This is a genomic window from Pseudoduganella aquatica (assembly GCF_009857595.1).
In the GTDB taxonomy this organism is placed as follows: Bacteria; Pseudomonadota; Gammaproteobacteria; order Burkholderiales; family Burkholderiaceae_D; genus Rugamonas; species Rugamonas aquatica_A.
In genome coordinates this window covers 402113-416494 of sequence record NZ_WWCU01000001.1, presented here as the reverse complement: position 1 = coordinate 416494, position 14382 = coordinate 402113, and the positions used below count along the sequence as shown (strand labels likewise).

8 protein-coding genes and 1 pseudogene are annotated in these 14382 nt (G+C 65.8%); 2 read left to right on the top strand and 7 right to left on the bottom strand.

The annotated features are described in order from the left end of the window. The 4 genes and pseudogenes from GTP77_RS01950 to GTP77_RS01935 all read right to left on the bottom strand — a co-directional run. Positions 1-1309, bottom strand: a pseudogene (locus GTP77_RS01950) (heme utilization protein); the annotation flags it as partial. Between the two features lie 390 nt (positions 1310-1699). Further along, on the bottom strand, positions 1700-8770 hold the full coding sequence (locus GTP77_RS01945) for an SPM autocatalytic domain-containing protein (RefSeq protein ID WP_161070460.1): 7071 nt from the start codon (positions 8768-8770) through the stop codon (positions 1700-1702). A gap of 614 nt (positions 8771-9384) precedes the next feature. Continuing rightward, complete coding sequence (locus GTP77_RS01940; RefSeq protein ID WP_161070459.1) at positions 9385-9906, bottom strand: thioredoxin family protein; 522 nt, start codon at positions 9904-9906, stop codon at positions 9385-9387. Position 9907: 1 nt separating this feature from the next. Next, positions 9908-10648 carry a cytochrome c biogenesis CcdA family protein gene (locus GTP77_RS01935; protein WP_161070458.1) on the bottom strand — a complete coding sequence of 247 codons (741 nt, stop codon included), beginning with the start codon at positions 10646-10648 and terminating at the stop codon, positions 9908-9910. A 168-nt stretch (positions 10649-10816) separates the two neighbouring features. On the opposite strand from GTP77_RS01935, the gene GTP77_RS01930 reads away from it, so the two are divergent. After that, positions 10817-11557 carry a response regulator gene (locus tag GTP77_RS01930; RefSeq protein ID WP_161070457.1) on the top strand — a complete coding sequence of 247 codons (741 nt, stop codon included), beginning with the start codon at positions 10817-10819 and terminating at the stop codon, positions 11555-11557. Next, complete coding sequence (locus tag GTP77_RS01925; protein WP_161070456.1) at positions 11557-12876, top strand: ATP-binding protein; 1320 nt, start codon at positions 11557-11559, stop codon at positions 12874-12876. Before GTP77_RS01930 ends, GTP77_RS01925 begins: the two co-directional genes overlap by 1 nt. Positions 12877-12904: 28 nt before the next feature. On the opposite strand, the gene GTP77_RS01920 is transcribed toward GTP77_RS01925, so the two are convergent. The 3 genes from GTP77_RS01920 to ssb all read right to left on the bottom strand — a co-directional run bounded on the left by GTP77_RS01920 (position 12905) and on the right by ssb (position 14374). Then, positions 12905-13312, bottom strand: coding sequence for a VOC family protein (locus GTP77_RS01920; protein WP_161070455.1), 408 nt, complete (start codon positions 13310-13312; stop codon positions 12905-12907). Next, positions 13309-13800 (bottom strand): helix-turn-helix transcriptional regulator, encoded by a 492-nt coding sequence (locus GTP77_RS01915; protein ID WP_161070454.1) that lies wholly within the window; start codon positions 13798-13800, stop codon positions 13309-13311. Before GTP77_RS01915 ends, GTP77_RS01920 begins: the two co-directional genes overlap by 4 nt. 73 nt (positions 13801-13873) lie before the next feature. Beyond that, positions 13874-14374 carry a single-stranded DNA-binding protein gene (ssb, locus tag GTP77_RS01910; protein ID WP_161070453.1) on the bottom strand — a complete coding sequence of 167 codons (501 nt, stop codon included), beginning with the start codon at positions 14372-14374 and terminating at the stop codon, positions 13874-13876. Between the last annotated feature and the right edge of the window lie 8 nt (positions 14375-14382).

The following is a 14382-nucleotide window of genomic DNA, read 5'->3' as shown; positions in this document are numbered from 1 at the left end:
CTTGCAGCGCGTTCATCGCGGCGAACTGGTGCGAGCCCAGCGCGACAACCTGGTTGCTCTTCAGGCCATTGGCGATACCTTGGGTGCTCAGCGCGCCGATGGCGGCCGAGTTCAAGGACGCAACCTGGTCGGTCGACAGCGCGGTGATCTGCGTCGAGCTCAGGGTCGAGATGATGCTGGTGCCGATGGCGGCCAGGTCACGCGTTTCGATAGCGCGGATGGCGTCGGTGCCCAGGCCGACAGTTTGGCTGCTGACCAGGGCAGCCACTTGCGTGGTGCTCAGGGCGACAATCTGGTCGGTGGTCAGTGCGCCAACCTGGCTGCTGCTCAGCGCGCGGATGGCGGCGGTTTTCAGCGCGGCCAGATCAGCCGTTTCCAGCGCGGCCACGTTGGCGGTGCTCAGCGCGGCGGCTTGCGCGCTGCTCAGGGCGGCGGCGGCGTCGGTGGTCAGCGCGACGACCTGGTGGGTTTTCAGACCTTGCGCAACGGCGGCCGTGGTCAGCGCGGCAACTTGCGTGGCCGACAGGTTGGCCACCTGGTCGGTAGTCAGCACGGCGACTTGCGCGGTGCGCAGGCCGGCGATGGCGGCGGTCGTGAGGCCGCGCAGGTCGTTGGTTTCAATGGCGGCAATGCCGTCGGTGCTCAGCGCCGCCACCTGCAGCGCATTCATCGCGGCGAACTGATGCGACGCCAGCGCAACGACCTGGTTGGTTTTCAGGCCGTTGGCGATGCTCAGCGTGCTCAGGGCGCCGACAGCAGCCGTGTTCAGGGACGCAACCTGGTCGGTGGTCAGTGCGCCAACCTGGGTCGAGCTCAGCGTCGAGATGATGCTGGTGCCGATGGCGGCCAGGTCACGCGTTTCGATGGCGCGGATGGCGTCCGTGCCCAAGCCGACAGCCTGGCTGGTCACCAGGGCAGCCACTTGCGTGGTACTCAGGGCGACAACCTGGTCGGTGGTCAGCGCGCCAACCTGGGCGCTGCTCAGGGCGCGCACGGCAGCGGTGCTCAGCACGGCCAGATCGGAAGTTTCCAGCGCCGCGACGCTGGCGGTGCTCAGCGCGCCGGCTTGAGCCGAGCTCAGCGCACGAGCGGCATCGGTGGTCAAAGCCACCACTTGCTGGGTTTTCAGGGCACTGACCTGGGCGGTGGTCAAGCCGAGGATGGCACTCGTTTTCAACACGGCAACGTCATCCGTGGAGAGTGCCGCGACGCTGGCTGTGGTCAGGGCGCCAAGCTGGGAGGAACTCAGCACCGCTGCCTGGTTGCTGTTCAGACCGGCCACCTGGGTGGTGCCCAGGGCACGCAGCATCGCGGTGCTAAAGAAGGGGATATGGGCCGATGTAAAGGCACCGAACTGCGCAGAAGTCAGCGCTGAGATGTCCTCGGAAGGAATCGTACCGATCTGATCGGTGCCCAGACCGGCGATTTGATCGGTATTTAATAGATTGATAAAGCCCATTCCCACTCTCCTTGTATTGCGCTGTAGACAAAAACAGGCGCTTACAAGGCAGAGCCTGTAGCACCAGCGTTTTTATTTGTGTTGTTCTGTGGCGGTGGCCACGGCTATGCAAAAAACCAGTTGTTACATGATTATAAATGAGCTACTTGCTGCCTAGAAGCAATTGATTAACAGCTGTTGCTTTTAGGATAGCGAAAAAAAAAGCGGCAAGACCGAAGTCTTGCCGCTCTCAGATCTTACTTACTTCGGTGCTGCCAGGAAGCCCTGGCCGGTGCCGTGCAGCGCTTTGAGGCGCAGATCTTCACCAGCCGGCGCCAGTCCTGCGGCTCCGTTCAGCTTGGTCGCGTCGAACTGTTTCAGCGCGTCGGCCAGGTTGGCAACGCTGCTGGCCACGTTCTGGCTGCCGCCATCCAGTTTCAGCGTGCCGCCCGTTGCCGGTGCGTCGCTGCTGCTGAAGGAAGACATCGCTTGCACCAGGCCGTTGACGCTGCCGCGCAGATCCGCCGCGCCCGGCGCCACGTTGCTGCCGGCGAACCAGACGTCGGCTGCGGCGTGGCTCTGGCCGTCGGCGGTTTCGTAGGTCGAGGTCAGACCGACGATGTTGCCGTTGTTCAGAGACACATCCTGCTTGGCGCCCAGGTTCAGCTTGGTGATGTTCAGCTCGGCCAGCGATTTCAGCTCGCTTGCCTGGCTGACGCCGTCCGCATTGCCATCCACCCAGACGCGCAGGTCGCCGAAGGCACTGTCAGCACTGGTCAGCGCGCCATCCTTGTTGCTATCCAGTTCAGCCATCGCTTCGTAGCCGGTCTTCGCCTTCTGGCCGTTGGCCAGCGTGGTGCCTGCGCCGAACAGCTCGGTGCCGTCGTTGATCATGCCGTCGCCGTTGCGGTCCAGGGCCAGCAGGCCGTCGTTGCCGCGTACCCAGCCGGTATTGACCGCGGTGCCGGTGCCCAGCACATCGAACTTGACGCCGTCGCCAAACGCCAGGGTGTCGATGCCGTTACCGTCCAGATCCAGCACGATAGGCGTGTAGAACGGGCTGACGAAGGCGTTGATCTGGTCGGTGGTCATGGCCTGGATCTGGTTCGAGGTCAGGGCGCAGACTTGCGAGCTGGTCAGCGTGTGAACCTGGGTCGTCGTCAGGCTGCGCAGCTGGTCGGTCGACATGGCGCGGATGGCCGCCGTGCGCAGGGCACGCATGTCGTTCGTTTCCAGCGAAGCCACCTGGTCGGTCGACAGACCGGCGATCTGCGTGCTGATCAGCGCGCTGAACTGGCCGGTGGTCATCGCCACCAGCTGGTCGGTCGTCAGCGCGGCGATGTGGCTGGAGTTCAGCGCCGAGATCGAAGCCGATTTCAGCACGGCCAGATCGTTGGTCTCCATGGCCTTGATGCCGTCGGTGGTCAGCGCCGCAGCTTGCGCGCTGTTCAGCGCGGCAACCTGGCTGGTGCCCAGGCCCACCACTTGATCCGTGGTCAGCACAGCGATCTGCGCGGTTTTCAGGCCGGCGATCGCTACCGTGCGCAGCGCAGCCAGATCTTCGGTCTGCAGGGCGGCGATGGCGTCGGTGGTGAAGGCAGCCACCTGGCTCGAGCTCAGTGCCGATGCTTGCACGCTGTTCAGAGCGACCACTTGGTCGGTGCTCAGCGCGGCGGCGATGGCGCTGGTGGTCAGGGCGGCGACCTGGCTGCTGGTCAGGTTGTTGACCTGGTCAGTCGTCAGGGCGGCAACCTGATTGGTTTTCAGCGCGGCGATCACGGTCGATTTCAGGCCGACGATGTCGTTGGTCTCGATGGCTTTGATCGAATCGGTCGTCAGCGCCACAAACTGGGTGGTGGTGAACGCGCCGAACTGGGCCGAGTTCATGGCCACGATCTGGTCGGTGGTCAGGCCCGAAGCGATCTGCGTGGTGCTCAGGGCGCTGAACTGGCCGGAGGACATGGCGCCGATCTGGTCGGTCGTCAGCACCGAGATCTGGTCGGTTTTCAGGCCGGCGATGGCAGCCGATTTCAGCGCGGCCAGGTCGTTGGTCTCCATGGCCTTGATGCCGTCGGTGGTCAGGGCGCCAGCTTGGGCGCTGGTCAGCGCGGCAACCTGATTGGTGCCCAGGCCAACCACCTGGTCGGTGGTCAGCGCAGCCATTTGCGCGGTTTTCAGGCCGGCGATGGCCGAGGTTTTCAGCGCGGCCAGGTCTTCGGTCTGCAGAGCCTTGATCGCGTCGGTGGTGAAGGCGGCCACCTGGCTCGAGCTCAGCGCCGAGGCTTGCAGGCTGTTCAGCGCCACAACCTGGTCGGTGCTCAGGGACGCGGCGATCGCGCTGGTGGTCAGGGCGGCGACCTGGCTGCTGGTCAGGTTGTTGACCTGGTCCGTCGTCAGGGCGGCGATCTGGTTGGTTTTCAGCGCGGCGATCACGGTCGATTTCAGGCCGACGATGTCGTTGGTCTCGATGGCTTTGATCGAGTCGGTCGACAGCGCGCCGAACTGGGTGGTGGTGAACGCGCCGAACTGGGCCGAGTTCATGGCCACGATCTGGTCGGTCGTCAGGCCCGAAGCGATCTGGGTGGTGCTCAGGGCGCTGAACTGGCCGGAGGTCATGGCGCCGATCTGGTCGGTCGTCAGCACCGAGATCTGGTCGGTTTTCAGGCCGGCGATGGCAGCCGACTTCAGCGCGGCCAGATCGTTGGTCTCCATGGCCTTGATGCCGTCGGTGGTCAGCGCGCCAGCCTGGGCGCTGGTCAGCGCGGCAACCTGGTTGGTGCCCAGGCCAACCACCTGGTCGGTGGTCAGCGCGGCCACTTGCGCGGTCTTCAGGCCGGCGATGGCGGCGGTTTTCAGCGCGGCCAGGTCTTCGGTCTGCAGAGCCTTGATCGCGTCGGTGGTGAAGGCAGCCACTTGCAGCGAGCTCAGGGCCGATGCTTGTACGCTGTTCAGGGCCACGACCTGGTCGGTGCTCAGCGCGGTGGCGATGGCGGTGGTGGTCAGCGCGGCGACCTGGCTGCTCGTCAGGCTGTTCACCTGGTCGGTCGTCAGGGCGGCGATCTGGTTGGTTTTCAGCGCGGCGATCACGGTCGATTTCAGGCCGACGATGTCGTTGGTCTCGATGGCTTTGATCGAGTCGGTCGACAGCGCGTTGAACTGGCTGGTGGTGAACGCGCCGAACTGGGCCGAGTTCATGGCCACGATCTGGTCGGTGTTCAGGCCGGCGGCGATCTGGGTGGTGCTCAGGGCGCTGAACTGGCCGGAGGACATGGCGCCGATCTGGTCGGTGGTCAGCACCGAGATCTGGGCAGTGTTCAGGCCGGCGATGGCAGCCGACTTCAGCACGGCCAGGTCATTGGTCTCCATGGCCTTGATGCCGTCGGTGGTCAGCGCGCCAGCCTGGGCGCTGGTCAGCGCGGCAACCTGGTTGGTGCCCAGGCCCACGACCTGGTCAGTGCTCAGCGCGGCCACTTGCGCTGTTTTCAGGCCGGCGATGGCGGCGGTTTTCAGCGCGGCCAGGTCTTCGGTCTGCAGGGCGGCGATGGCGTCGGTGGTGAAGGCGGCAACCTGGCTCGAGCTCAGCGCCGATGCTTGCACGCTGTTCAGGGCGACAACCTGGTCGGTGCTCAGCGCGGTGGCGATGGCGGTGGTGGTCAGCGCGGCGACCTGGCTGCTGGTCAGGCTGTTCACCTGGTCGGTCGTCAGGGCGGCGATCTGGTTGGTTTTCAGCGCGGCGATCACGGTCGATTTCAGGCCGACGATGTCGTTGGTCTCGATGGCTTTGATCGAGTCGGTCGACAGGGCGTTGAACTGGCTGGTGGTGAACGCGCCGAACTGGGCCGAGTTCATGGCCACGATCTGGTCGGTGTTCAGGCCGGCGGCGATCTGGGTGGTGCTCAGGGCGCTGAACTGGCCGGAGGACATAGCGCCGATCTGGTCGGTGGTCAGCACCGAGATCTGGGCCGTGTTCAGGCCGGCGATGGCAGCCGACTTCAGGGCGGCCAGGTCGTTGGTCTCCATGGCCTTGATGCCGTCGGTGGTCAGCGCGCCAGCCTGGGCGCTGGTCAGCGCGGCAACCTGGTTGGTGCCCAAGCCCACGACCTGATCAGTGCTCAGCGCGGCCACTTGCGCGGTTTTCAGGCCGGCGATGGCGGCGGTTTTCAGCGCGGCCAGATCTTCGGTCTGCAGGGCGGCGATGGCGTCGGTGGTGAAGGCGGCAACCTGGCTCGAGCTCAGCGCCGATGCTTGCACGCTGTTCAGGGCCACGACCTGGTCGGTGCTCAGCGCGGTGGCGATGGCGGTGGTGGTCAGGGCGGCGACCTGGCTGCTGGTCAGGCTGTTCACCTGGTCGGTCGTCAGGGCGGCGATCTGGTTGGTTTTCAGCGCGGCGATCACGGTCGATTTCAGGCCGACGATGTCGTTGGTCTCGATGGCTTTGATCGAGTCGGTCGACAGCGCGCCGAACTGGGTGGTGGTGAACGCGCCGAACTGGGCGGAGTTCATGGCCACGATCTGGTCGGTGGTCAGGCCGGCGCCGATCTGGGTGACGCTCAGGGCGCTGAACTGGCCGGAGGACATGGCGCCGATCTGGTCGGTCGTCAGCACCGAGATCTGGGCAGTGCTCAGGCCAGCGATGGCGGCTGATTTCAGCACGGCCAGGTCGTTGGTCTCCATGGCCTTGATGCCGTCGGTGGTCAGCGCGCCAGCCTGGGCGCTGGTCAGCGCGGCAACCTGGTTGGTGCCCAGGCCCACCACCTGGTCGGTGCTCAGTGCGGCCATTTGCGCAGTCTTCAGGCCGGCGATGGCCGACGTTTTCAGCGCGGCCAGGTCTTCGGTCTGCAGGGCGGCGATGGCGTCGGTGGTGAAGGCAGCCACTTGCAGCGAGCTCAGCGCCGATGCTTGCACGCTGTTCAGCGCCACGACCTGGTCGGTGCTCAGCGCGCTGGCGATGGCGGTGGTGGTCAGGGCGGCGACCTGGCTGCTGGTCAGGTTGTTGACCTGGTCCGTCGTCAGGGCGGCGACCTGGTTGGTCTTCAGCGCGGCAATCACGGTCGATTTCAGGCCGACGATGTCGTTGGTCTCGATGGCTTTGATCGAGTCGGTCGACAGGGCGCTGAACTGGGTGGTGGTGAACGCGCCGAACTGGGCCGAGTTCATGGCCACGATCTGGTCGGTGGTCAGGCCCGCAGCGATCTGGGTGGTGCTCAGGGCGCTGAACTGGCCGGAGGACATGGCGCCGATCTGGTCGGTGGTCAGCACCGAGATCTGGGCAGTGTTCAGGCCGGCGATGGCAGCCGATTTCAGCACGGCCAGGTCATTGGTCTCCATGGCCTTGATGCCGTCGGTGGTCAGCGCGCCAGCCTGGGTGCTGGTCAGCGCGGCAACCTGGTTGGTGCCCAGGCCCACCACCTGGTCGGTGGTCAGCGCGGCCATTTGCGACGACTTCAGGCCGGCGATGGCCGACGTTTTCAGCGCGGCCAGGTCTTCGGTCTGCAGCGCGGCAATGGCGTCGGTGGTGAAGGCAGCCACTTGCAGCGAGCTCAGGGCCGATGCTTGTACGCTGTTCAGGGCAACCACCTGGTCGGTGCTCAGCGCGGTGGCGATGGCGGTGGTGGTCAGCGCGGCGACCTGGCTGCTGGTCAGGCTGTTCACCTGGTCGGTCGTCAGGGCGGCGATCTGGTTGGTTTTCAGCGCGGCGATCACGGTCGATTTCAGGCCGACGATGTCGTTGGTCTCGATGGCTTTGATCGAGTCGGTCGACAGGGCGTTGAACTGGGTGGTGGTGAACGCGCCGAACTGGGCGGAGTTCATGGCCACGATCTGGTCGGTGGTCAGGCCGGCGCCGATCTGGGTGACGCTCAGGGCGGCAAACTGGCCGGAGGTCATGGCGCCGATCTGGTCGGTGGTCAGCACCGAAATCTGGGCGGTGCTCAGGCCGGCGATGGCAGCCGATTTCAGCACGGCCAGGTCACTGGTCTCCATGGCCTTGATGCCGTCGGTGGTCAGGGCGCCAGCTTGGGCGCTGGTCAGCGCGGCAACCTGGTTGGTACCCAGGCCAACAACCTGGTCGGTGGTCAGTGCGGCCACTTGCGCGGTGCGCAGGCCGGCGATGGCGGCGGTCTTCAGCGCGGCCAGGTCTTCGGTTTGCAGCGCGGCGATGCCGTCGGTGGTGAAGGCGGCCACCTGGCTCGAGCTCAGGGCGCCGGCTTGCTGGCTATTCAGGGCGACAACCTGGTCGGTACTCAGCGCGGTCGCGATGGCGGTGGTCGTCAGCGCGGCAACCTGGCTGCTCGACAGGTTGTTGACCTGGTCGGTGGTCAGGGCGGCGATCTGGTTGGTTTTCAGGGCGGCGATCACGGTCGACTTCAGGGCCACCAGATCATTGGTTTCGATGGCCTTGATGGCGTCGGTGGTGAAGGCGGCGACCTGGGCGGTGCTCAGCACGCCGATCTGCGCCGAGTTCATGGCGACAACCTGGTCGGTCGTCAGGCCGGCGCCGATCTGGGTGACGCTCAGCGCGGCGAACTGGCCGGTGGTCATGGCGCCGATCTGGTCGGTCGTCAGCGCAGCGATCTGGGCGGTGTTCAAGCCGGCGAGGGCGGACGACTTCAGGGCGGCCAGGTCGCTGGTTTCCATGGCTTTGATGCCATCGGTGGTCAGCGCGCCGGCTTGGGCGCTGGTCAGCGCGGCAACCTGGTTGGTGCCCAGGCCGACGACCTGGTCGGTGGTCAGCGCGGCCAGCTGAGTGGACTTCAGGCCGGCGATGGCGACGGTGCGCAGCGCGGCCAGGTCTTCGGTCTGCATGGCGGCGATGCCGTCGGTGCTGAAGGCAGCGACTTGAGCCGAGCTCAGCACGGCGGTATGGTTGGTGCCCAGGGCGACGATCTGGTCGGTCGTCAGGCCGGCGGCGATCGCGTTGGTGGTCAGCGCGGCGGCCTGGCCGCTGGTCAGCGCGCCGATCTGGTCGGAGCCCAGCACCGCGACTTGGTTCGTTTTCAGTGCAGCAATGGAGGCGGTCTTCAGCGCGGCGATGTCGTTGGACTCGATGGCTTTCATCGCGTCGGTCGACAGCGCGGCGACCTGGCCGCTGGTCAGGGAAGCGAACTGCGCGGACGTCAGCGCAACGGTCTGGTCCGTGGTCAGCGCGCCGGCCAGCTGGCTGGTGGTGAACGACGGAATTTGGGCGCTGGTGAACACGCCCATCTGGTCGGTCGTCAGCGCCCGGAACTGGTCGGAGGAAAGGCCAGCGATATCAGCTGTCGCCAGACCCGCAATCTGCGCGGTCGAAAGTGAGGCAATTTGGTCTGTGGACAAGCTGGTTACGATACTCATTTCCATTCTCCTTGGGGCACTACTCGAATCTGACTGGGCACGAACTGGAGCCTGTGGGCTATTCCCGGGGCTCCAATCGCTAATCTGTGGCACAGCGCCCTATAAAAAGAGCGCGCTTTTCATTCTTAACGTCAACAGTTCGCTTAACTTTAGTAAACAAAAGTGACAGGAATGTTACTTACCGGTCAACTTTTACTCGCCGTCATCGAACTGACGCAACACCGCAACGCAAAACTACGCTTCGTTACAAAGCGACCGCAGCGGTGCTTTCATTAAGTAAACTTGTTAACTTGGGGCAATTTCATAGGGAGGCTGCTACTCCCCCTCTCTGATGCCGCCAGAAATGCAGGCAGCAAATAGACATTACCGGCAAGTATAGCGGATTTACTTGCCATGCAGCACTTATTTAATTTCCTGTCGCCATCAAACAACTCGAGTAAACGACAACTTTTCCATAGTGAAAAGACAAGCGCACAAGCTTTATTCTAGGGCGGCAAGGAGGATGCCTATCTGACAAACAAGCTGATTTCCTGCTATCAATTCACTGACTGTGGGACGAAAAAAAGCCCGGCGCAGCGGCCGGGCTTGTCCTGAACACAGGCAAGCTTGCCTGTTCAACCTTTTTGCGCCAGCAGCGCCTGGATCGCCGCCTCGGTCTGGCCGTACTGCCCCTCGCCGAAGTGGGTATAGACCACCTTGCCGTTGCGGTCGATCAAATACAGCGCCGGCCAGTACTGGTTGCGGTAGGCGCTCCAGGTGGCGTAGCGGTTGTCCTGCGCCACCGGATAGCGGATATCGAAGCGCTTGATGGCGGTCTGCACATTGGCGGTGCTGCGCTCGAAGGGGAATTCGGGCGTGTGCACCCCGACCACCACCAGGCCCTGGTCCTTATACTTCTCGTACCAGGACTTGACGTGCGGCAGCACGTTGATGCAATTAATGCACGTGTAGGTCCAGAAATCCACCAGCACCACCTTGCCGCGCAGCTGCTGCACGGTGAGCGGCTCGCTGTTCAGCCATTTCTCGATGCCGGTGAACTCCGGCGCGGCGGCCGGGTTCTTCAACGGACCGGCGGCGGCCAGGCCGGAGGCCAGGGCCAGGGCGGCGGCGGCCGCAGCTGTGCGTGTCAAAAACATATCAGAGTCCTTTCAGGGAGGGGAAGAAGGCAGCCAGCCTGGAATAGGCCAGGATGTCGTACTGCATATATATAGCGAAGGCGGTGGCCATCACGAGCACGCCGAACACCTGCTGCAGGCGCCCGGCATGGCGCGCCAGCACGCGCACCCGCGCGCCGGCGTACTGGCCGCCGTACAGGATGGCCAGCATGGGTATGGCGGCGCCGGCGGCGTACAGCGTGATCAGCAGCGCCGACCAGCCCAGGTCTTGCGCCTTCACCACCAGCGCCAGGATGGAGGCCAGCACGGGACCGGCGCACGGCGTCCACACCGCGCCCAGCGACATGCCCAGCACAAAGCCGCCCAGGTTGCCGCCCCGCGCGCCGGCCGGCCCCGCGCCGCCGCCCATGCCGGGCAGGGCCCGCTGCACCCCGGCCACCAGCCAGTCATAGGGACGGGGCCACAGGCGCAGCAGGCCGGACAGCGCCAGCAGCGCGATGGCGGCGTTGCGCAGCGCCTCCTGCGCCGCCTGCACCACGGACGACACCGCGCCCAGCAGCATGGCGAAGGACGCGAACGTGAGGATGAAGCCGGCGATGATGTACAGCGGCCGGCGGCGGTCCAGGCCGGCCGGCTGGCCGGCGCCGCCTGCGGTGGCCGCGGCGCTGCCCAGCAGGATGGGCATCACCGGCAGCACGCACGGCGAGGCGATGGTGAAGACGCCGGCCAGCAGGGCCAGCAGCGTTTCGAGCAGGTTGTGCATGGGGCGCTCCGCCTAACAGGATAAAAGAAGGATAGAAGACGCCATTGGACCGCGCCCAGGTATCCCGCTTGTGTCGGCCGAACGGCGGCGCTGCAATGTAGTGTGTATGCCGGCGCGGGGGATACATGGGGATACAAACATGCAAATGCGCTGGGGTATCATGGCTGCATGGACACTAACGACCACGTATTGATCGTCGACGACGACAGAGGCATCCGCGAACTGCTGGCGGCCTACCTTGAAAAGAACGGCATGCGCGTCTCGCTGGCCGCCAACGGACGCCAGATGCGCGCCGTGCTGGAACAGGGCGAGCCGGACCTGATCGTGCTGGACCTGATGCTGCCCGGCGAGGACGGCCTGCTGCTGTGCCGCGAGCTGCGGGCCGGCAAGCACCGCACGGTGCCGGTGCTGATGCTGACCGCGCTGGCCGAGGAGGCCGACCGCATCGTCGGCCTGGAGATGGGCGCCGACGACTACCTGGCCAAGCCCTTCGCCTCGCGCGAGCTGCTGGCGCGCATCCGCGCCGTGCTGCGCCGCGCGCGCATGCTGCCCAAGAATATGCAGGTGACCGAAGCGGCCCACATGCTGGGCTTCGGCGACTGGAAGCTGGACACGGTGGCGCGCCACCTGCTGGACGCCGACGGCACCATGGTGGCGCTCAGCGGCGCCGAGTACCGGCTGCTGCGCGTCTTCCTCGACCACCCGCAGCGGGTGCTCACGCGCGACCAGCTGCTGAACCTGACCCAGGGCCGCCAGGCCGACGCCTTCGACCGCTCCATCGACCTGCTGGTGAGCCGCTTGCGCCAGACGCTGAAGGACGTGGCGCGCGAGCCGCGCTATATCAAGACGCTGCGCAGCGAAGGCTATGTGTTCTCGTCCGCCGTGACGGTGCTGGAAGGGCGCGACTGATGGCAGCTGGCCCCTTGCGCTGGCCGCGCTCGCTGTTCGCGCGCCTGGCGCTGATCCTGTTCATCGGCCTGGCCGCCGCCAACGCCACCTCCTTCTGGCTCACCATGACGGAGCGCAACCAGGCCACCATGAACGTGATGATGGGCTATATCGAGCGCGAAGTGGCCAGCTCGGTGGCCCTGCTGGACCGCCTGCCCGCCGCCGAGCGCCCCGCCTGGCTGCCCCGGCTGGCGCGCCGCAGCTACCACTTCATGCTCGAGCCCGGCGTGGCCGGCGTGGCGCCGGACGCCACGCTGTCGGCCCGGGTGGCGGCCTCGATCGCCGACGGCATCGGCACCAGCTACGAACTGACGGCCAACGCCGTGCCCGGCGAGCGCGAGCGGCTGCAAGTGCATTTGCGCCTGAGCGACGGCGCGCCGCTGACCATAGACATCACGCCCATGCACGGCATTCCCCTGTCGCGCTGGCTGCCGCTGCTGCTGGCGCTGCAGCTGGCGCTGCTGGCGGCCTGCTGCTGGTACGCGGTGCGCCAGGCCACGCGGCCGCTGCACCAGCTGGCCCAGGCGGCCGACGCGCTGGGGCCGGACCTGAAGGCCGAGCGCCTGGCAGAGGACGGCCCGTCCGAGGTGGCGCGCGCGGCGCGCGCCTTCAACGCCATGCAGGACCGCATCGCCGGCTATATGACCGAGCGCCTGCAGATCCTGGCCGCCATCTCGCACGACCTGCAGACCCCGATCACGCGCATGCGCCTGCGGGTGGACATGATGGACGACGACACGCCGCAGCACGCCAAGCTGCAGCAGGACCTGCAGGAGATGGAAACCCTGGTCAAGGAAGGCGTGGCCTATGCGCGCACGCTGCACGGCGCGGCCGAAACGCCGCTGCGCATCGATCCCGACGCCCTGCTCGACAGCATGCTGGCCGACTACCGCGACGGCGGCCACGACGTGAGCCTGCAAGGCAAGGCCGGTGCGGCGCTGGTGGCGCGCCCGCAGGCGCTGCGCCGGGTGCTGGGCAACCTGGTCGACAACGCGCTGAAATTCGGCGGCGCGGCCGAGATCGTGATCGACGCCGCGCACGCCGGCACCGGCCTGCTGGCGATCAGCGTGCTCGACCGTGGCCCCGGCATTCCGGCCGAATCGCTGGACGCCGTGTTCGAACCTTTCGTGCGGATTGAAACTTCGCGCAACCGCAATACCGGCGGCACCGGCCTCGGCCTGGCCATCGCGCGCCAATTGACGCGGGCCATGGACGCCAGCCTCACCCTGCACAACCGTCCCGGTGGCGGACTGGAGGCCAGGCTGGTGCTGAAGCGCTGACGCCGGCATGGCCTGGCGCTCGACGAACTCAGCGGCGTGTCTGTATCATTTTCCAGCCGTTGCCAGATGGATCGCGGAAGCCGGCGTCCACGGTGCCGTAACGGTCGACCGGCTCCTGCGTGAACTCCACACCGAGTTCCCGCATGGTGTGCCAGGCGGCGCGGCAATCGTCCACCACCAGCACCAGGGGCGGCATGGCGCCCTTGGCCACCATCGCGGACAGCGTCTGCGCGGTCGCCGCATCGTGGGTGGGCGGCCCCGGCACATACAGGCCCAGCTGGAACGACGGCTGCTCCGGATGCTGGACCGTAAGCCAGCGATACTCGCCGTTGCGCACGTCCGTGTGGACGCGGAAGCCCAGCTTGTCCACGTAGAACGCGAGTGCTTCATCCTGGTCGCGGACATACAGTCCGGCTACTTCGATACCTTGAGTCATAGGGTCTCCTTTGTTTGAGTCCCCAGTATAGGTTCGGCCATCCGGCGCCGCTTCTCCGAAACTGCCATGGTGAGGTGGGGCCGGTGCGCAGCGCCAAGCACACAGGCGGGCACGCGGCCCGGCTGCCCCGCCGCCGCCCGCTCGCGCTCGCGGATTTCGCCTGGATTTTCTCCGGTGATATCGCGGAAGGTGCGCCCGAACGTGCCCAGGCTGCGCCAACCGGTGCGGAAGGCGATTTCAGTGATGGGCAGATCGGTTTCGCGCAGCAGCGCCTTGGCGCGCTCGATGCGGCGCGAGAGCAGGTAGCGGTGCGGCGGCAGGCCGAAGGCCACCTTGAAGGAGCGCGCGAAGTGCGCCGCCGAGACGCAGCTCACCTGCGCCAGGCGCGCCACCGGCCACTCCTCTTCGGAGGCGGCATCCATCCGGTCTTTTGCACGCAGCAGGCGGCGCAGCAGTTCCGGACTCTGGCTGGCCGCAGCTGCGCCCATGCGGATCTCCTGTAAAAAAAAGGCCCGGATACGAGGTATCCGGGCCGTTTCAGTTGGTCGTTGCGTGCATTCCTTAGAACGGAATATCGTCGTCCATGTCCGAGAAGTTCGGCGCCGGGCGCGGGGCCGGACGCGGTGCGGGGGCCGGGGCTGGCGCGGGGCGCGGAGCCGGGGCCTGGCGCGGGGCCGGGGCGTCGTAGCTGCCGCCGTCGTCCATGCCGCCGCCGTCACCCATGCCTTGACGGCCGCCCAGCATTTGCATCTGCTCGGCGATGATGTCGGTTGCGTATTTCTCTACGCCGTCCTTGTCGGTGTACTTGCGGGTCTGCAGGCGGCCTTCCACGTAGACCGAGGAACCTTTTTTCAGGTACTGGCCGACGATTTCAGCCAGGCGGCCGAAGAAGGAAATGCGGTGCCACTCGGTTTGCTCTTTTTGCTCGCCGGTGTTGCGGTCCTTCGACTTGTACGAGGTCGCAACAGCAATGTTGGCGATCGCATCACCGCTGGGCATGTAGCGAATTTCCGGATCGCGGCCCAGATTGCCGACGATGATGACTTTGTTGACTGATGCCATGTATAAAC